Origin of the sequence: Bradyrhizobium sp. CIAT3101 (genome assembly GCF_029714945.1) — a bacterium.
In the GTDB taxonomy this organism is placed as follows: domain Bacteria; phylum Pseudomonadota; class Alphaproteobacteria; order Rhizobiales; family Xanthobacteraceae; genus Bradyrhizobium.
Window position 1 is genome coordinate 4,971,238 of the sequence record NZ_CP121634.1, and the last position, 19,374, is coordinate 4,990,611.

The following is a 19,374-nucleotide window of genomic DNA, read 5'->3' on the forward strand; positions in this document are numbered from 1 at the left end:
ATCAATCCACGTCCTCGATGTCAGCGCCGGTGGTCCCGAACGCGCGCTGCGCAAGCGTCGCGGCCATGAAGTCGTCGAGCTCGCCGTTGAGGACGCCCGAGGTGTCGGAGGTCTGCACGCCCGTGCGCAGGTCCTTCACCATCTGATAGGGCTGCAGCACGTAGGAGCGGATCTGGTGACCCCAGCCGATGTCGGTCTTGGCGGCCTGGTCGGCGGCGGCCTTCTGCTCGCGCTTCTTCAGTTCGATCTCGTAAAGGCGCGCGCGCAGCATGTCCCAGGCCTGCGCCCGGTTCTTGTGCTGGGAGCGGCCGGCCTGGCAGACCACGGCAACGCCGGTCGGGATGTGCGTCAGGCGCACCGCGGATTCGGTCTTGTTGACGTGCTGGCCGCCGGCGCCGCCCGACCGCATCGTGTCGGTGCGGACGTCGGATTCCTTGATGTCGATCTTGATGCTGTCGTCGATGACCGGAAACACCTGCACGCTCGAGAACGAGGTGTGCCGGCGCGCGTTGGAATCGAACGGCGAGATGCGGACAAGACGATGCACGCCCGCCTCGGTCTTCAGCCAGCCATAGGCGTTGTGGCCGGAGACCTGGATGGTCGCCGACTTGATGCCGGCCTCTTCGCCCTCGGACTCTTCGAGGTACTCGACCTTGAAGCCGTGCGTTTCGGCCCAGCGCGTGTACATGCGCAAGAGCATCTGCGCCCAGTCCTGGCTCTCGGTGCCACCGGCACCGGCATGGACTTCGAGATAGGAATCGAAGCGGTCGGCTTCGCCCGACAGCAGCGCCTCGAGCTCGCGCCGCGCCACTTCCTTCTTCAGGTTCTTCAGTGCGGCTTCGGCCTCGGCCACGACGCCGGCATCGCCCTCGGCCTCGCCGAGCTCGATCATGCCGATGTCGTCTTCGAGCTGCTGCTCGACCTTGCCGATGCCCGAGAGCGAGTCCTCAAGCGAGGTCCGCTCCTGCATCAGCTTCTGGGCTTTCTGGGGATCGTTCCAGAGGTTGGGATCTTCTGCGAGCTTGTTCAGCTCAGCGAGGCGCGCCGTCGATTTCTCGACGTCAAAGATGCCTCCTCAGCAGCCCGACTGACTGCTTGATCTCTTCTACCAACCGTTCGATTTCGGCGCGCATGTCGTTCTCTGGTCTCGCGGAGCTGGTCCGCGTTTGATTTGCAACGGGGATGTAACGGCGGCGGCGCCAAAGCGCAACCGCCCGCCTCGCCCGGATCAGGCGTTAACGGCTACCACAGCCCACCGGTGCCCGGCCGGATCAGGAAGCCGGAATCCGGCTGCTGCTGCGACGACGGCATGCCGCCGCGCCCGTCTGCGTCGGCGACCCCGATGACCGAGTAATTGTCCGGCGGCGCCGTGCCCGGCTTGAAGGCTTCGAGGATGGTTCCGCCGGTTTCGCCGGGGCCGGCGCGCATGCCGGTCTTGGAGACGACGCGGATCAGCTTGATGCCGGCCGGCACCTTGAACGGAACCGCGGGCTTGTCGGCGAGCGCAAGCTTGAGGAAATCGCGCGCGATCGGAGCCGCCAGATGGCCGCCGGTCGCAGCGTTGCCTTTGCCGAGCGGACGCGGCTTGTCATAGCCCATGTAGATCGCCACCGCGACGTCAGGCGAGAAGCCGACGAACCAGGCGTCCTTGGCCTCGTTGGTGGTACCGGTCTTGCCGGCGATCGGCTTGCCGACTTCCTTCACGACGGTCGCCGTACCGGCCTGGACCACGCCTTCCATCAGCTCGGTGATCTGATAGGCGGTCATCGAATCCAGCACCTGCTCGCGGCGGTCGATCAGCTGCGGCTCGTTCTGGTTCTTCCAGCCGCCGGGCGCGTCGCAGCCGCGGCATTCGCGCTGGTCGTGCTTGAAGATGGTGTGGCCGTAGCGATCCTGGATACGATCGATCAAGGTCGGCTTCACGCGGCGGCCGCCATTGGCGAGCATCGAGTAGGCCGTGACCATGCGCATCGCCGTGGTCTCGCCGGCGCCGAGCGCGTAGGAGAGATAATTCGGCAGCTCGTCATAGACGCCGAACCGGCGGGCATATTCGCCGATCAGGGGCATGCCGATGTCCTGCGCGAGGCGCACCGTCACCGTGTTGAGCGATTGCCGCAGCGCGTTCCGCAGCGTCACCGGCCCCTGATATTTGTTCGACGAGAAGTTTTCGGGCCGCCACACACCGGCGCCCTGGCCCTGGTCGATTTCGATCGGCGCGTCGAGCACGACGGTCGACGGCGTGTAGCCGTTGTCGAGCGCGGCCGAATAGACGATCGGCTTGAACGACGAACCCGGCTGCCGGTAGGCCTGCGTGGCACGGTTGAACTGGCTCTGGTCAAACGAGAAGCCGCCGACCATCGCGAGCACGCGGCCGGTCCAGGGGTCCATCACCACCATCGCGCCCGACACTTCGGGGATCTGGCGCAGACGGTATTGCCCTTCGACGGGTTGGCCTTCCTTGCTGTAGAGCGGGTCGGCATAGATGACGTCACCGGGCTGCAGCACCTGCGCCACCGACGTCGCCGCCCTGCCCTTCGCAGCTCCTGAGGCCGCCTTCGCCCATTTGACGCCGTCGAGCGTGACCAGGCCGGTCTCGCGCTGCTTGCTGACGGCGCCGCCGAGCTCGCGGTTGGGCTGGAAACCGATCCGCGCCGACTGGTCGCTGGTCTCCAGCACCACCGCCATGCGCCACGGCGAGATGTCGGAGAGCGACTTGATCTCGGCGAGCTTCACGCCCCAGTCGCCCGAAATATCGAGCTTGCTGATGGCGCCGCGATAGCCCTGCTGCTCGTCATAGTTCACGAGGCCGGCGACCATGGTTTTGCGCGCCATGACCTGGATCTTCGGATCGAGCGTGGTGCGGACCGACAGGCCGCCCTCATACAACTTCTTCTCGCCGTAGCGCTCGAAGATGTCGCGGCGGACTTCCTCGGCGAAATACTCGCCGGCGAAGGTGTGGGCACCGTTGGAGCGGTTGGTGACGGCCAGCGGCTCCTTGCGCGCCTTCTCGGCGTCGGCCTGTTTGATCCAGCCGTTCTCCTGGAGGCGGTCGATCACATAGTTGCGGCGCTCGATGGCGCGATCGCGGTTACGCACCGGATGCAGCGTCGCCGGCATCTTCGGCAGCGCGGCGAGGTAGGAGGCTTCCGCCACGGTGAGCTCGTTCACCGACTTGTCGAAATAGACCAGCGAAGCGGCGGCAATGCCGTAGGCGCCGAGACCGAGATAGATTTCGTTCAGATACAGCTCGAGGATCTTGTCCTTCGAATAGGTCTTCTCGATGCGCATCGCGAGCAAGGCTTCCTTGATCTTGCGCGAGAACGAGACCTCGTTGGTGAGAAGGAAGTTCTTGGCGACCTGCTGGGTGATCGTGGACGCACCCTGCGGACGGCGGTTGGAGCCGAAGTTCTGGAGATAGAGCACGCCAGCGCGCGCCATGCCGGTGTAGTCGATGCCGCCATGCTCGTAGAAATTCTTGTCTTCGGCGGCGAGGAACGCGTTGATCACAAGCTTCGGCACCGCCTGGATCGGCAGATAAAGCCGCCGCTCCTTGGCGTATTCGCCGAGCAGCGAACCGTCGACCGCGTGCACGCGGGTCATCACCGGCGGCTCGTAATCCTGAAGCTGAGAGTAGTCGGGCAAGTCCTTGGAGAAATGCCAGATCAGGCCTGCCACGGCACCGACGCCAACAAGGAACATCACCGTTCCCGCGGCGAACAGGAAGCCCATGAACCGCACAAGCAAGCGCATTATGTGTTTATCCGTTCAATCTCGGGATCAGCCCAAGGCGCCCAAATAAGGCGCCCCAAACGGACGCCATCCTCACGTCGCGAATTCACCGGCCTATTCAATACCATCGATGCCGGACCGAAAGACGCTTGCCGAACGGGATTCTGATCGATTCCGGAACCCCCTGCATCGTTTTTATAAAGCGTCCGCTGTGGCCAAACTAGGGCTTAACGTCGGAACCGGCATTCCCTGATTAATTGCTGGCCCCCGCCGTCGCCATCCGCTTGGCCAGGAACGTGTCGATCGCCTGGGCCATCGAGCCGACAGCCTTGGACCGCCAGCCCTCGGACACGAGGTGCTCGAGGTCGCCCTTGTTGGAGACGTAGCCGATCTCGACCAGCACCGAGGGCACGTCGGGAGCTTTCAGCACCCTGAAGCCGGCCGACTTCAGGGGATGCTTGTGCATCCGCACGGTCGACTTCATTTCGCCCATCAGCAAATGGGCAAAACGGTTTGAAAAGGTGCGGGTTTCCCGCTGGGTCAGGTCGATCAGGATGTCGGCGACATCGGTCGGCTCTTCCGCGAGATTGAAGCCGGCGATCGCGTCCGCACGGTTTTCGGCGTCCGCCAGCCGCTGAGCCTCGGCGTCGGAGGCCTTGTCCGAGAGCGTGTAGATCGTGGCGCCCTGCGCATCGCCCTCGGCCTTCGGCAGCGCGTCGGCGTGGATCGAGACGAACAGCGCGGCATTCAGGTTGCGGGCGATTTTGGACCGGTCATTGAGCGGAATGAAGGTGTCGTCGTCCCGCGTCATGACCACACGGTATTTGCCTGCTTTTTCCAGCCGATCGCGCAGCGCCAGGCCAAAGGCGAGCACGAGGTTCTTCTCGCTCTCACCGCTCGACTGGGTGCCGTTGTCGATACCGCCGTGGCCGGGATCGATCACGACGACCGGCCGGCCGTCGGAGGGCTTTTGCGGCGCCGCGTCGGGCGCGGCAGGAACCGTTGCCGGCGGCGCGGTGGCGATAGTCGGTCGCAGCTCGGGGCGATTCTCCGGGGCGGGCGTCTGCACGAAAGCCGCGCGGTCGACCTCCTCCAGCTCGAGCACCAGCCGGGCCGGCTGGCCGTTGGCCGCCTCGAGCACGTAGGAATTGGTGATCTTGGCGGGCCCGGTCAGGTCGAACACGATTCGGGAGCCGCCGGGCATCACGAGCCCGTAGCGGAAGGCCTTGACCAGCCCTCGCCCGGCCCCCGAGCCCGGAGCCAGCTGAAAATTCACCTGGGGAACGTCGACCACGACGCGGTAAGGGTCGGCGAGCGTCGTGACGCGGAAGCTGACGGTCTGGTCGAGGTCGAGAATGAAGCGGGTCTGCTTGCCGTCGCCGGCCAGGCGTGCAGCCGTGGCAATCGGAAAATTCGCCGTCGCAACAGCGGGTTGCGATGGGCTCTCGGCCGCGCTCAACCGCGAGGAATCGGCGCATGGCAATGCTGCGGCGCACAGCAGCGCGAAACCCAGCAAAACCCGTTGATTTGTGCGGCTCGCCACCGAATCCGTGCCTCCGAGCAGCCCTCTTTAACGCAATAGAACCACAGGGTTAATCGATCCTTAATGACGAAAACGCGAAACTCTTCGACTGTGACCGGCGTGCGACGCTCCCTTGCACGGATGACCCATTCCTCGTATGTACGGATTGCTGACGGCCAATAATTTCCGGTTGTGTCGCATTCAGCCTCCCGGTGCAGCGCCGGAACTCCCAAGGTTTGGGAATTCCAGTGTTTTTCTGTTCTCCTCTAAGACCAGCGCGGTGCGCGGCAGCGAGGTGGAACAGGGCAAGCCCCGGCGGCGGACGGTTTCCGGTTACCACACTGTTTCCGGGACAGTTTTGACAGCGACGCGGCCAGTTACCCGGTCCCTTAATCCCAAGGGGGCGGTTCGTGATCCCAGGGCGAGCGCGCACGCGCCATGCCTGGCCAGCAGCAACTGATTAGGGGCGGCCCCGCCGCCCAATGTTTCATACGGGCCGACGCTTGATGCGCCAGACTGTGCCGACGAATTCTGAAGGACCTTTCGCGACGCTGCGGAGTGACACTCCCGCGCGCCGCTTCGGCCCTGAAGCTTCCGATTCGGCGAGGCGCGAGAGACGGCGTTTCGGCCTTCCCCTCACCCCCGAATCAGGTGGACCGTCGCGTCACCCGGCAGCGCTCTTCGCGCCCACGGTCGATCGCGCCCGCCGCCGCCAAGAGTTAAGACATGCCCAACAAGATGTTGATCGATGCCACCCACCCGGAAGAGACCCGGGTCGTCGTGGTCCGCGGCAATCGCGTCGAAGAGTTTGACTTCGAGACCGCGCAACGCAAGCAACTGCGCGGGAATATCTACCTCGCCAAGGTCACAAGGGTCGAACCCTCGCTCCAGGCCGCTTTCGTTGAATATGGCGGCAACCGCCACGGCTTCCTTGCCTTCAGCGAAATCCATCCCGACTATTACCAGATCCCGGTCGCCGACCGGCAGGCGCTGATCGAGGCCGAAGAGCAGGCCCATCGCGAAGCCGAGGAAGAGAGCGAGAACCGTTCCCACGGCCGCCGCCGCTCGCGCCACCGCAACGCCCGCCGCCGCGGTCATGGCGAGCGCGTCCGCAGCGACATCGTCGAGGTTCTCGACGCCGGCGCCGATCCCGCGGCCCAGCCGGTCGAGGGCCAGGCCCTGCACGCCGAGGGCGCGCCGCATGAGGGCGAGCACCTGCACGCCGATGCCGAGCATCACGGCGAGCACGAAGGTCACGACCACGATCATCATGACCATGATCACGACGATCACGGGCATGACGATCATGAGCACGATGATCATCATCACGCCCATGATGACGAGCACCACGCTCACGATCATGACGACCATGGTCATGACCACGCGCACGATCATCACGACCATGATCATGCCGACGAGACGCCCGCGCCTGTCGCAGCGGTCGGCGCCGAGCCCGTGGTTGCGGCCGAGACCGTCGCCGAGCCGCAGGAGGCCGCCGCCTCCGAAACGCATGCCGAGGCTCTCGCCGAAGCCGTGATCTCCGTCACCGAGCCCGCCGATGCCGTCTACGCCGCCGGCGAGCCCACCGAAGCTCCGCATCAGGACGCGGAAGCCAGGGCCGACGAAGACGACGAGGACGATGAAGACGGCGAGGAAGCCGAAGAGGAGCACGTCGAATCCGTCGGCGGTGACGACGTTCTCGAGGAGGTGCCGGAGCGCACCTTCCGTCCGCGCCGCCAGTACAAGATCCAGGAAGTCATCAAGCGCCGCCAGGTGATGCTGGTGCAGGTGGTCAAGGAAGAGCGCGGCAACAAGGGCGCGGCGCTGACGACCTACCTGTCGCTCGCCGGCCGCTATGCCGTTCTGATGCCGAACACCGCCCGTGGCGGCGGCATCAGCCGCAAGATCACCAGCGCCCAGGACCGTTCCCGCCTGAAGGAAGTGGTGCAGGATCTCGACGTGCCCGAGGGCATGGGCATCATCCTGCGCACCGCGGGTGCCGCCCGCACCAAGCCCGAGATCAAGCGCGACTTCGAGTACCTGATCCGGATGTGGGAGACGGTGCGCGACCTGACGCTGAAGTCGCAGGCCCCGACGCTGGTCTACGAGGAAGGCTCGCTGATCAAGCGCTCGCTGCGCGACCTCTACAACAAGGAGATCGACGAGATCTCGGTCGCCGGTGACTCCGGCTACCGCGAAGCCCGCGACTTCATGAAGATGCTGATGCCCGCCAATGTCAGCGCGGTCAGGCAGTATCGCGACGGCCAGCCGTTGTTCTCGCGCATGGGCGTCGAGAGCCAGCTGGATGCGATGTTCTCGCCGACCGTGCAATTGCGCTCCGGCGGTTACATCGTGATCAACCAGACCGAGGCGCTGGTCTCGATCGACGTCAACTCCGGACGATCGACGCGCGAGCATCATATCGAGGACACCGCGCTCAAGACCAATCTGGAAGCGGCCGAAGAGGTCGCCCGCCAGCTCCGCCTGCGCGACCTCGCCGGCCTGATCGTCATCGACTTCATCGACATGGACGAGAAGCGCAACAACCGTGCGGTCGAGCGCAAGCTGTCCGACTGCCTGCGACAGGATCGCGCGCGCATCCAGGTCGGACGCATCTCGCATTTCGGCCTGCTCGAGATGTCGCGCCAGCGCATCCGCGCCAGCGTGCTTGAATCCTCGACCGATCCCTGCCCGCATTGCGGCGGCACCGGCCATGTCCGCTCGGTGTCCTCGGTGGCGCTGCAGCTGCTGCGCGGCCTCGAAGAGATCCTGATGAAGGGCGCGACCCACAACCTCGTGGTCCGCACCCGCACCGACGTCGCGCTCTATGTGCTGAACCACAAGCGCGGTCATCTGCGCGATCTCGAAAACGGCTTCAAGGTCTCGCTGTCTGTTATCGCCGACCCCAGCGTCTCGGGACCGCAAGCCTATGTCATCGACCGCGGCGAGCAGGTGCATACGCTCGAAGCCGCCAAGGCGCTGCTCGCTGCGCAGGCGGCCGCAAGCCCGCCGCCGTTGGTCGAAGAGGCCTTTGACGACGAGGAATTCGACGCGGAGCTGGAATCCGAGGTCGAGAGCGAGGAAACCGAAGGTCTCTCCGAAGAGCAGGCCACAGGCGATGCCACGCCTGAGCAGGACGGCCAGCGCCGCAAGCGTCGCCGCCGTCGGCGTGGCCGCGGCGGTCAGCGCGACGGTGAGGCACGCGAGGATGGTGCTCCCGCTTCTCCCGAGGGGGCCGTAGCGGCCGGCGAAGGCGAAGAGGATGCCGACACCGAGCAGGACGGCGAGGAAGGCGAGGAGCAGGCCGCCCGTGGCGAGCAGCAGGGCAGCGGCGAGCGCCGGCGCCGGCGTGGTCGCAGGGGCGGACGTCGTCGGCGCGGTAACGGCGAGGAAGGTCTCGCCGGCTCCATCGGCGACGAGCTCGGCGGCAATCCGCCGTCGGAAGCGACCGACGCGGTCGCCGATTTCGACAGCTCCGGCAGCGAGACAGCTCCGTCGATTACGCATTCGGAGCACATCGCGCCGGTTGAGACGTCTCAGCCCGAGTTTCAGTTGCAGGCCCCGGTTGAAACACCGGTGCAGCACGAACCTCCTGCCGCCGTTGTGGAGGAAGAGCCCGCAGTCGACGACAAGGCCGCACGACGCCGCTCCACCGTTCGCGAGAAGGTGAGCTTCCTGTCGAGCAGCCCGAGCGAGCCCGCGACCCCGGTTGCGGCCGCGCCGGAGCCGGTGGCTCCGCCTGCGCCCGAACCGGCAAGCGAGACGCCGGCGGCGCCGCGTCGCGCCGGCTGGTGGTCGCGCCGTTTCGGCGGCGGCGAATAGAGCGAAACACCCGAATAAAAAAACGCCCGGCCTGGCCGGGCGTTTTTCATTTTATGCCTGGGGCTGACGATTACGATGGCAGTTCGTCATCACCGAGCGGCGCCACCTCGCGCGACGCGATCTGGCGAAGCTGGTCGTAGAGGTCCGGCGCCTCGCTGGTGCAGAGACAGACGCCCGTGGCGGACGGTGCCTCGCTGGCGTTGAGGTAGGCGTGGCCCATGGTGCTGTCGAGATAGATACCGTCGCCCGCGCCAAGGATCTCCGGCGCATAGAACTCGGTGTGAACAGCGACGCGTCCGCTCGTCACCAGAAAATACTCTTCGCCGGCATGGCGCAGCAGCGGACCGAATTCGTCCAGCGAGCGTGCGCGGACCTCGGCCACGATCGGCACCATGCGTTTGCCGATCAGGTCGGTGCATTGATAGGTGTAGGTGTAGAATTTCGTGTTGATCAGCTGCCCCTGCCCGGCCCGGCTGATGCTACGCCGCGCGGTGACCGGCCGCCCCTGCGCGGGCGCTGCGACCGCCGGATTGAACAGCTCCGCGATCTCCATCTTCAAGCCGGAAGTGAGCTGCAGCAGCTTGTCGTAGGTCAGCGACATCAGGCCGTTCTCGACCTTCGACAGGGTCGACAGCGCCATGCCCGTCCGCTCCGCCACCTGCTTGAGCGTCAGGCCGCGCGCCTGACGCGCAGCCTTGAGACACTGGCCGAGCTGGGAGTTGGCACTTTCGGGCGTGGTGATCTCGCTCATGCAGCATCTCTATCACGCCGCCGGGAAAAAGGTATTGGCCGATCCGTCTAATCTTTTCGACTCAATCCGCCACATAATACCTCTCCGAGCTACCTCTCGGGCACGCAAGCCACGATTTGTGCATGAAATGCCTCGGTTGGCGAATATTGGTGCGTTGTACATACTTTCCGATATGCTAAATCGTTTTCATATTTTGAAAGGGCCTGGCGTTGTCCGAACTTTGCGACAAAAGTGCCGTCGAGCTGCGCCGCCTGCTGGCCGCACGGGCGATATCGCCCGTCGAGCTGCTCGACGCCTGCCTGTCCCGCATCGCCACCACCAACGCCGCCGTCAATGCGATCGTGACGCTCGACGAGCCGGGTGCACGCGCCGCCGCAAAGAAGGCTGAGGCCGCGATCCTGCGCGGCGAGGACCATGGCGCGCTGCACGGGCTTCCCGTCCTGATCAAGGATACGCAAGACACCGCCGGCATGCGCTCGACCTACGGCAGTCCCCTGTTGCGCGACAATGTCCCGGCCGCCGACCAGGGCTCGGTGGCGCGGCTGCGTGCGGCGGGCGCCATCATCTTCGGCAAGACCAACACGCCGGAATGGGCGGCGGGCGGCAACACCCGCAATCCTGTTTTCGGTGCGACCGGCAATCCCTTCGATCCCTCGCGCTCGGCGGCGGGCTCCTCCGGCGGATCGGCGGTTGCGCTTGCGTGCGGCATGGCACCGCTCGCCTCGGGCTCCGACACCGGCGGATCCCTGCGCAATCCCGCGGGCTATGCCGGCATCGTCGGGATGCGCCCCTCCTACGGCCTGGTGGCGAGCGAAAAGCGCGCCTTCGGCTGGTCCAACCTGTCGACCGACGGACCGATGGCCCGCAATGTCGCCGATACCGCGCTGATGCTCTCGGTGATGGCGAGCGACGATGCCCGCGATCCGCTCGCCTACACGCTTCCCGACGAGCCCCTGCGCGGACGCGCCGAGCGCTGGGCCGCGCCGCGTCCCGCGGAACTTGGCAGGCTACGCCTCGCCTTCACCGAAGATTTTGGTTTTGCGCCGACCGAGCAGGCCATCCGCCGCGTCTTCCGCGATCGCGTCAACAAGCTTGCCCCGCTGTTCGCCGAGAGCCGCGAGGCGACGCCTGACTGCACCGGCGCCGACGATGCCTTCGCCGTGCTGCGCGCCGGCCTGTTCCTGGCGATGCACGGCAAGAACTACAAGGAGCGGCCGGAGATGCTCGGCCCCAATGTTCGCGCCAATGTCGAGGAAGGCCTGAGCTACACGCTGGAAGATCACGGCCGCGCCGCGACGACGCAGACGCGGATCTATCGCGCCTGTCAAAGCTTCTTCGAAACCTGCGACGTGCTGATCAGCCCGACGATCACGCTCAGCCCGCGGCCGTGGTCGGAGCTCTATCCCGCCGAGATCGACGGCGTGCCGACGAAATCCTACTTCCACTGGCTCGCGCTCGCCTATGCCGTCACGCTTCCCGGCCATCCCGCGATCAGCGTTCCGCTCGGCGTCGATGAAGCCGGGCTGCCCTTCGGCCTGCAGATCGTCGGCCCGCGCGGTGGCGATGCCATCGTGCTGTCGGTCGCCGCGAGCATCGAGGCTGCGTTCGCGGGCGATCCACAACTGTGCCGGCCTGTTCCCGACCTCGCACGGCTTGCCGCAGCGCCGCCGCTGTCGTCGACGCCCGGTTTCCTCACCTGGGAATAGAGCCCGGGAATAGATCAACAAGCAGGCATGACCGCCGGGTCGCCGGCAAAGCGGAGAGCAGCATGGCCGAATTGTCGAACCGCAAGACCGGCATCGTCGCCTTCGTCCTGCTCTATGTCGCCTACTGCATCTCCTACATCGACCGCGCGGCGATCTCGCTGGCGCTGGCGCAGATCGGCAAGGACTTCAATCTCCAGGCTGCCGATCTCGGCATCGTCATCAGCGCGTTCTTCCTGGGTTATGCCGCGATGCAGGTGCCGGGCGGATGGCTCTCCGATCGCTTCGGCTCGAAATATGTGGTGATCGTCACCATCGTGATGTGGTCGCTGTTCACGGCCTTCACCAGCATCGCCTGGTCGCTGACCTCGCTGATCGCCATCCGCTTCATCTTCGGCATCGCCGAGGGCGGATTTCCGCCGGCGAGCATCCGTGCCATCGCGGAGCTGTTCAAGAAGGATAGTCGGCCGAAAATGTCCGCGCTGCTGCTGTCGTCGAACTATGCCGGCAGCATGATCGCGCCGCTGATCATGGCGCCGCTGATCCTCTGGCTCGGCTGGCGTCACGCCTTCAATACCATCGGCATCGCCGGCGTCCTGTTCGCGGTGATCTATTTCGTCTTCGTTCCGCATCTCGCGCGTATCGGCGTGGGGCCGGTGACGGCGAAGCCGCGGGCGCCGATGCGCGAGCTGATGAAGAATCCGCTGCTGTGGCAGCTGATGGTGGTGTGGTTCGGCCTGAGCTGCGTCAACAAGGGCCTGGATTCCTGGATGCCGCTCTATCTGCTCCAGCAGCGCGGCCTCGATCTCAAGACCGTCGGCGTGGTGGCGCCGATCCCGTTTGTGATGGCGACGATCGCGACTGCGATCGGTGGCTGGGTGATGACCACGTTCTTTTCCGAGCGCGAGAAATATCTGCTGATCGGCAGCTCCGCGTTGACCGGCATCTTCCTCTACGCCATGTACAAGGCGGAGACGATCACGGTGCTGATCGTCTATCAGTCGCTGGTCTACTTCTTCAAATCCTTCGTGCTGGCCGCGGTGGTTGCGCTTCCGACCAAGCTGCTCCGCGACGACCAGATCGGATCGGGCGTCGGCATGGTCAATCTCGGCGGCCAAAGCGCAGGCTTTGTCGCACCGGCGGCGATTGGCTTCATCGTGACCGGGACCGGATCGTTTGACGCGGCCTTCGGCTTCCTGGTGGCAATGACCGCGCTGTCCGTGATCGTCGCCGCCACCATCAACACGGCGCAGCCCAGGCTCACGCCGAAGCCGGCCTGACAGGAGTATTCCGCCAATGCAAAGCGCAATCATTCTCGGCGGCGGCATGGTGGGCGTCGGCGCCGCCTTGCATTTGAGGCAACGCGGCTGGACCGTCACCCTGGTCGACCGCAGGGAGCCCGGCCGCGAGACCAGCTACGGCAACGCCGGGATGATCCAGGCGGAGGCGGTGCGGCCCTATCCGATGCCGCGCGATCTCGCCTCGCTCGTGAAGATCGCGACCGGCCGCACCAACGACGTGCGCTACAGCTTGTCCTCGCTGCATCGCCACGTCGAGCCCCTGCTCCGCTATTGGTGGCATTCGGCACCGAAGCGGCATCGCGAGGCGATCGCCGCCTGGGCGCAGCTGATCGCCTATGCGACCCCCGAGCACGACATCCTCATCCGCGAGGCCCATGCCGACAATCTGATCCGCCGCGCCGGTTATCGCGCGCTGTTTCGCGATGCTGCCGCGCTCGACCAGTCGATCAAGGCCGCGGAAGAAGACCGCCGCGAGTTCGGCGTGAATTTTCGCGTGCTTTCGGGCAGCGAGTTGACCAAGGCCGAGCCGATCCTGCGCGATGACCTTCCCGGCGCGATCCATTGGCTCGATACCTGGACCGTGTCCGATCCCGGCGCGCTGGTGACGGCCTACGCCAATCTGTTCGAGCGGCTCGGCGGCACCATCGTGCTCGGTGATGCGCAGTCGCTGCAGCAGACCGCGACCGGATGGTCGGTCAACACCGACAACGGCCGCATCGATGCCGCCAACGCCGTCGTGACGCTCGGGCCGTGGTCGCCCGACCTGTTGCACAAGTTCGGCTACCGGATCCCGCTGGTGCGCAAGCGCGGCTACCACATGCACTACACTGGCGGCGCCTCGCTCGATCTGCCGCTGGTCGACAAGGGCCAGGGCTACGCCATGGGGCCGATGGCCAAGGGCATCCGCATCACCACCGGCGCGGAGCTCACGGGCCCGGATGCGCTGGCAACCCCGGTGCAACTCGCCAGTGCCGAAGCTTCCGCCCGCGAACTGATCGACCTTGGCAAGCGCGCCGAGCCGGAGCCATGGTTCGGCACCCGCCCGTGCACGCCCGACATGGTACCCGTGCTCGGTCGTGCCCCGCGCCACCCCGGCCTCTGGATGAATTTCGGCCACGGCCACCAGGGCTTTACGCTCGGCCCCGCCACCGGACGCCTGCTCGCGGAGATGATGAACGGCGAGACGCCGTCAATCGATCCGACGCCGTACCGGCCGGAGCGGTTCTAGCTCTCCGCTTTCGCGGCGAGCACCGAGAGCGCAGCCGTCAGGCGCATCAGCGGATCGTCCCATTCGCGGGGGCGGCGTTGGCGAAACAGGCGCATGGTCGGATACCACGGGCTGTCCTCGCGATCGCGCAGCCAGCGCCAGTCGAGCGCGTAAGGCGTCAGCATCCACACCGGACGTCCGAGCGCACCGGCCAGATGCGCAACCGACGTGTCGACGGCGACGACGAGATCGAGCGCGGCCACGGCCGCGGCCGTGTCGGCGAAATCGCCGAGCGCGGGCGCGAGATCGATGATGTCGTCGCCGAGCCCCGCCAGCACCGCACCGTCTTCCGCGCGCGGCTCCTTTTGCAGGCTGTAGAGCTGCACGCCCGGCATCACGAGCCGCGGCAGGACCGCCCGGGCCGACAGGGAGCGCTGCGCATCGCCTTTGTGCTTGGGATTGCCGGCCCAGACCACGCCGACCTTCACTCGCGTCTCCTGACCGAGTGCAGTTCGCCAGCGCGAAAGCTTCTCGGGATCCGGATGCAGGTACGGGACGTCGGCAGGCAGATTATCGAGCGTGGTGCCGAACAGGCGTGGCAGGCTCATCAGCGGCACTTGCAGATCGAACGGCGGCAGCGCCTCGCCGCGTGGGATCACGGTGACATCGGGCAATTGCCGCAGCAGCGAGGCGAGCGCGGGCTGCACCTGCAGGATGATCCTGCCGCCCTTCCCTGTCACCATCGGCAGATAGCGCACGAAATGCAGGGCATCGCCGAGGCCGTATTCGGCGAAGACCAGCAAGGTGCGCCCCTCGAGCGGCTCGCCCTGCCATTCCGGCTCACTGAAAGTCGGATCGCCATCCGACAGCGTCTTGCACTTGCGGCGCCACCGATAGGCATCGAACCCCTCGGTGAAATGGCCGTTCATCAGCAGGAAATGCGCGTGGTTGTATTGCGCGAGCGGCTGCTCCGGATCGAGCGCAACCGCGCGGGCCGAGACCGTGAGCGCCTCGTCGATCTCGCCGGCGTTGCGCAGTGCGACGGCGAGATTGGCGTGGCCCTTGGCATAGGACGGATCGGTCGCGATCGCGCAGCGATGCGCGGCGACGGCATCGATGACGCGCTGCTGCTTCTCGAAGATGATGCCGAGATTGGTGTAGGCCGGCGCGTGATCGTGCTTGAGCCGCAGCGCGTGCTCGCAGGCCGCAACGGCGTCGTCGAGTTCGCCGAGATCGGAGAGGCAGGCGCCGAGATTGGTGGCGATCATATGATCCGTGGGATCGCGCGCGAATGCTTGCCGGTAGATCCCGGCGGCCTCCTGCAAATGACGGGCTTCATGCAGCACGAGACCAAGCAGGCGCAGCGCCGCGACATTGTCGGGCGCGCGTTCGACGGCGCGGCGATACTGGACGATGGCCTCTTCGAGCAATCCTTGCCGATAGAGCGCCGCGCCGAGATTGCAGATCAGGCCGGCATCGTCGGGATCGAGTTGGAGCGCGCGGCGATAGGCGGCCACGGCATCGCCCAACCTGTTCTGGTCCGCAAGCACGTTGCCGAGATTGAGCCAGACGCCGCGGAAGGCGGGCTCGCGCGCGATCACGGCGCGGTAGGCGTCCTCCGCCTCGATCAGCCGCCCCTGCCCGGCGAGCGCGACGGCGAGGTTGAAGCACGCGCGCGTCAGATGCGCATCGAGCGCGATTGCGCGGCGATAGGCGGTCTCGGCCTCGCCGAAGCGCGACAGTTCGCCCAGTGCCACGCCGAGCTTGTTGTGCAGGCCGGCGTCATCGGGCCGCCCGCGCAGCGCGCGCTGGAATGCGGCCACGGCGCCCTCGTGCTCGCCCTTCACGGCCAGCGCATCGCCGAGCGTGACCAGCGCCGGCGCGTGGTCGGGATCGATATTGAAGACCCGGTTGAGCAGTGCGGCGCCGTCGGCGGCACGGTCGGTGACGAAGGCCGCGACGGCCGCCAGATGCAGCGCCGGCACATGGTCCGGCTCCGCCTTCAGGACCTCGGTGCAGAGCGCCTCCGCCTGATCCGGCCGACCGGCCGCAAAATGCTCCGCCGCCGCCAGCACGATCCGATTAACCGCCGCCTCGCCCACGATACCACCGCCCCCCGAGATCAGAGATGCCAGTTAAACGCGCGAGGCCGCGGATTCCGTCAGTCGATATGCGTGGCGAGAACTTTTCTGATGCGCTCGGCGTCCTCCGGCGTCGCCGGGTTGTAGACGACCATGCCGAGATCGGGCCGGCCGTCGACCGAGAAGGCCGAATATTCGAACGCGACCGGGCCGAGCACGGGATGGCGCAGATGCTTGACGCCCTCGCCATAGCTGCGGACGTCATTGTCGGCCCACAGCTTCGCGAATTCGGGGCTGAGACGGCACATCTCGTCGACGAATTCGGCGACATGCGAGACCGCGCCGGCGCGCGCCGCATCGGCCCGGAACGCCGCGACCACGAAGCGCGCCACGCTGTCCCAATCATATTGCGCAGCCCGGATGTTGGGCTCGCTGAAGATCAGCCGCAGGATGTTGCGCCGTTCGGGCGGGAGTTTTGAATAGTCGGTCAGCACCAGCCTCGCCGCGCGATTCCAGGCAACGACATCCCAGATCGCGGTCCTGATGATGGCGGGGCTGGTCTCGAGCGCGTCGAGCACGCGCTGAAGCCGCGGCGACACGCCCTCACGCGCCTGGTAGCGGACTTCGGGCGGACGGCCGAGCCCGATCAAAAACAGATGCTCGCGCTCGACGTCGGTCAGCATCAGCGCGGCCGAGATCCGGTCGAGCACGTCGGCTGACGGCGCGCCGCCGCGGCCCTGCTCCAGCCAGGTGTACCAGGTCGGGCTGATATTGGCCCGCTGCGCCACCTCCTCGCGCCGCAGCCCCGGCGTCCGCCGGCGGCTGCCGCCAAAGCCGAAGGCCGCCGCGTCGAGCCGGGTACGGCGGTCTTTCAAATAGGTCCCGAGCAGGTTCTCGCTGGTGGTCTCGCTCATCCTGTTAGCTATTATACCCTGATAACGTCACTACTTTACCCGGATAATTGTAGCGCAGATGCTGCCCTCCACCAACCCTGGAGAAACTGCTCATGCGTGTATTCGTCACTGGCGCCACCGGCTTCGTCGGCTCTGCCGTCGTCGCCGACCTGATCGCCGCCGGCCATAACGTCACCGGCCTTGCCCGCTCCGATGCGGGTGCCGCATCGCTCGCCGCGATGGGGGCGACAGTCCACCGCGGCTCGCTGGAGGACCACGCCTCCTTGCGCAGCGGCGCGGCCGGCTCCGACGGCGTGCTGCACCTCGGCTTCAACCACGACTTCTCGAAATTCCAAGACAATTGCGAGCTCGACCGCCGCGCCATCCTGGCGCTCGGCGCGGAGCTCAAGGGCTCCGCGCGCCCGCTGATCGTCACCTCCGGCGTGGCGCTGCTCGCGCCCGGACGGCTCGCCACGGAGGATGACGAGTCGGCACGCGGCTTCCCACGTGTCTCGGAAGCGACCGCGCTGTCGCTGGACGGCGTTCGTGCCGCCGTGGTTCGGCTGCCACCGACGACCCATGGCGAAGGTGACCACGGCTTTGTCCCGATCCTGATCAACCTCGCGCGCCAGAAGGGCGTCGCGGCCTATATCGGCGACGGCATGAATCGCTGGCCGGCCGGGCATCGCTTCGATGCCGCGCGCGTCTACAGGCTCGCGCTCGAGCAAGGCGCAACCGCGCCGCGCTATCACGCGATCGCGGAGGAAGGCATCCCGTTCAGGACGATTGCGGAGGTGATCGGCAAAAGGCTCGGCGTGCCCGTGGTCTCGAAATCGCCCGACGAAGCGGAAGCGCATTTCGGCTGGTTCGCGCGGTTTGCCGCCGTCGACGTTCCGTCATCGAGTGCGAAGACGCGCGCATTGCTTGGCTGGGCGCCAAAAGAAATCGGGCTGATCGAGGATCTCGACCAGCCCTATTACTTCAAGGTCTGACGGCGCCACGCCGCCAGATGTAGTCAGTGGATCAGTCCGTCGTGACCGCGGTCTCGAGGTCGGTCGGATCGATCTGCTGGCTCAGCCGCGCATTGAGCTTGTCGCGATCGAGCTCGCCCTCCCACCAGGCGACGATCACGCAGGCCACGCCGTTGCCGCAGAGATTGGTCAGCGCGCGGCACTCGCTCATGAACTTGTCGATGCCGAGCACGATCGCCATGCCCGGCACGAGCCGCGGATCGACCACCGCGAGCGTCGCCGCCAGCGTGATGAAGCCCGCGCCGGTGATGCCGGAGGCGCCCTTCGAGGTCAGCATCGCCACCACCAGGATGGTGAGCTGCTGACCGAAGGTCAGATCGAAGCCGAGCGCCTGCGCGATGAACAGCGTCGCCAGCGTCATGTAGATGTTGGTGCCGTCGAGGTTGAACGAATAACCCGTGGGCACCACGAGGCCGACCACCGACTTCGAGCAGCCGAGCCGTTCGAGCTTCTCCATCAAGGACGGCAGCGCGCTCTCGGACGACGAGGTGCCGAGCACGATCAGCAGCTCGTCCTTGATGTAGGCGAGGAACCTGAAGATCGAGAACCCGGCGATCCGCGCGATGATGCCGAGCACGACGAACACGAACAATGCGGCAGTGAGGTAGAACGTCGCGATCAGGCCCATCAGATTGAGGATCGCGCCCGTGCCGAACTTGCCGATGGTGTAGGCCATCGCGCCGAAGGCGCCGACCGGCGCTGCGCGCATCACGATCGAGATGACGCCGAACACCGCATGCGCGGCATCGTCGATGAAGCTGCGGATGACATGGCCGCGCTCGCCGAGCCCCATGATGGCGAAGCCGAACAGCACCGAGAACAGCAGCACCTGGAGGATCTCGCCTTGCGCGAAGGCGCCGACGACCGTGTCGGGAATGATGTGCAGGATGAAGTCGACCGACCTCTGGCCTTCGGCCTGCTTGGCGTAATTGGCGACGGCCTGCGCGTTGGCGGCGGCACTGCCGAAGCCTGCGCCCGGCTTCACGACGTTGCCGATGATGAGGCCGATGACGAGCGCGAAGGTCGAGACGACCTCGAAATAGACCAGCGCCTTGACGCCGATGCGTCCGACCTTCTTGGCGTCCTGGATGTGGGCGATGCCGGAGACCACGGTGCAGAAGATGATCGGCGCGATCACCATCTTGATCAGCTTGATGAAGCCGTCGCCGAGCGCTTTGATCCAGTCGTTGGTGGCGACCGTCGGCCAGAGCCAGCCGACGATGGCGCCGAGCACGATGGCGATCAGCACCTGGACGTAGAGAACTTTATACCACGGCTTGGCTGCGCTCGGTGCGGCCGGCGCGCCGCTCATTGTTGTCGTTGTCATTGTTTTT

The 19,374-nt window shown here is 66.0% G+C and carries 13 protein-coding genes; 5 read left to right on the forward strand and 8 right to left on the reverse strand.

What is annotated here, in order from left to right; all coding sequences use genetic code 11:
- Position 1 precedes the first annotated feature (1 nt).
- The 4 genes from prfB to QA645_RS23575 all read right to left on the reverse strand — a co-directional run bounded on the left by prfB (position 2) and on the right by QA645_RS23575 (position 6,763).
- Positions 2–1,133, reverse strand: a protein-coding gene (gene prfB, locus QA645_RS23560; RefSeq protein ID WP_283044113.1) for a peptide chain release factor 2 whose coding sequence is annotated in 2 segments (ribosomal slippage) — positions 2–1,063 and positions 1,065–1,133 — 1,131 coding nt in all. Because the reading frame shifts where the segments join, the coding sequence is not laid out codon by codon here.
- 109 nt (positions 1,134–1,242) lie between these two features.
- Positions 1,243–3,750 (reverse strand): penicillin-binding protein 1A, encoded by a 2,508-nt coding sequence (locus QA645_RS23565; protein ID WP_254131193.1) that lies wholly within the window; start codon positions 3,748–3,750, stop codon positions 1,243–1,245.
- A gap of 232 nt (positions 3,751–3,982) precedes the next feature.
- Complete coding sequence (locus QA645_RS23570; RefSeq protein ID WP_283044114.1) at positions 3,983–5,272, reverse strand: N-acetylmuramoyl-L-alanine amidase; 1,290 nt, start codon at positions 5,270–5,272, stop codon at positions 3,983–3,985.
- Between the two features lie 615 nt (positions 5,273–5,887).
- Positions 5,888–6,763: a hypothetical protein gene (locus tag QA645_RS23575; RefSeq protein ID WP_283044115.1), complete on the reverse strand. Its 876-nt coding sequence runs from the start codon at positions 6,761–6,763 to the stop codon at positions 5,888–5,890.
- Between QA645_RS23575 and QA645_RS23580 the strand changes: the two genes are divergently transcribed.
- On the forward strand, positions 6,707–9,073 hold the full coding sequence (locus tag QA645_RS23580; protein WP_283044116.1) for a ribonuclease E/G: 2,367 nt from the start codon (positions 6,707–6,709) through the stop codon (positions 9,071–9,073). The genes QA645_RS23575 and QA645_RS23580 overlap by 57 nt on opposite strands.
- 70 nt (positions 9,074–9,143) lie before the next feature.
- On the opposite strand, the gene QA645_RS23585 is transcribed toward QA645_RS23580, so the two are convergent.
- Positions 9,144–9,824 carry an XRE family transcriptional regulator gene (locus QA645_RS23585; RefSeq protein WP_283044117.1) on the reverse strand — a complete coding sequence of 227 codons (681 nt, stop codon included), beginning with the start codon at positions 9,822–9,824 and terminating at the stop codon, positions 9,144–9,146.
- Between the two features lie 209 nt (positions 9,825–10,033).
- On the opposite strand from QA645_RS23585, the gene QA645_RS23590 reads away from it, so the two are divergent.
- From QA645_RS23590 to QA645_RS23600, 3 genes are all read left to right on the forward strand, one after another.
- Positions 10,034–11,530 carry an amidase family protein gene (locus QA645_RS23590; RefSeq protein ID WP_283044118.1) on the forward strand — a complete coding sequence of 499 codons (1,497 nt, stop codon included), beginning with the start codon at positions 10,034–10,036 and terminating at the stop codon, positions 11,528–11,530.
- Positions 11,531–11,592: 62 nt separating this feature from the next.
- Positions 11,593–12,807 (forward strand): MFS transporter, encoded by a 1,215-nt coding sequence (locus QA645_RS23595; protein ID WP_283044119.1) that lies wholly within the window; start codon positions 11,593–11,595, stop codon positions 12,805–12,807.
- Between the two features lie 16 nt (positions 12,808–12,823).
- Complete coding sequence (locus QA645_RS23600; protein WP_254131187.1) at positions 12,824–14,056, forward strand: FAD-dependent oxidoreductase; 1,233 nt, start codon at positions 12,824–12,826, stop codon at positions 14,054–14,056.
- Here QA645_RS23600 and QA645_RS23605 read toward each other — a convergent pair.
- Both QA645_RS23605 and QA645_RS23610 read right to left on the reverse strand, forming a co-directional pair.
- Positions 14,053–16,137, reverse strand: a complete 2,085-nt coding sequence (locus QA645_RS23605) for a tetratricopeptide repeat protein (protein WP_283044120.1) — start codon at positions 16,135–16,137, stop codon at positions 14,053–14,055. The two genes, QA645_RS23600 and QA645_RS23605, sit on opposite strands and share 4 nt — an antisense overlap.
- A gap of 59 nt (positions 16,138–16,196) precedes the next feature.
- On the reverse strand, positions 16,197–17,030 hold the full coding sequence (locus QA645_RS23610; RefSeq protein ID WP_254193520.1) for a helix-turn-helix transcriptional regulator: 834 nt from the start codon (positions 17,028–17,030) through the stop codon (positions 16,197–16,199).
- A 92-nt stretch (positions 17,031–17,122) separates the two neighbouring features.
- Here QA645_RS23610 and QA645_RS23615 point away from each other — a divergent pair, with 92 nt between their 5' ends.
- Positions 17,123–18,001, forward strand: coding sequence for an SDR family oxidoreductase (locus tag QA645_RS23615; protein ID WP_283044121.1), 879 nt, complete (start codon positions 17,123–17,125; stop codon positions 17,999–18,001).
- Positions 18,002–18,032: 31 nt separating this feature from the next.
- Here QA645_RS23615 and QA645_RS23620 read toward each other — a convergent pair whose 3' ends face one another.
- Entirely contained in the window at positions 18,033–19,367 is a 1,335-nt protein-coding gene (locus QA645_RS23620) for a dicarboxylate/amino acid:cation symporter (RefSeq protein WP_254131184.1), read from the reverse strand.
- Between the last annotated feature and the right edge of the window lie 7 nt (positions 19,368–19,374).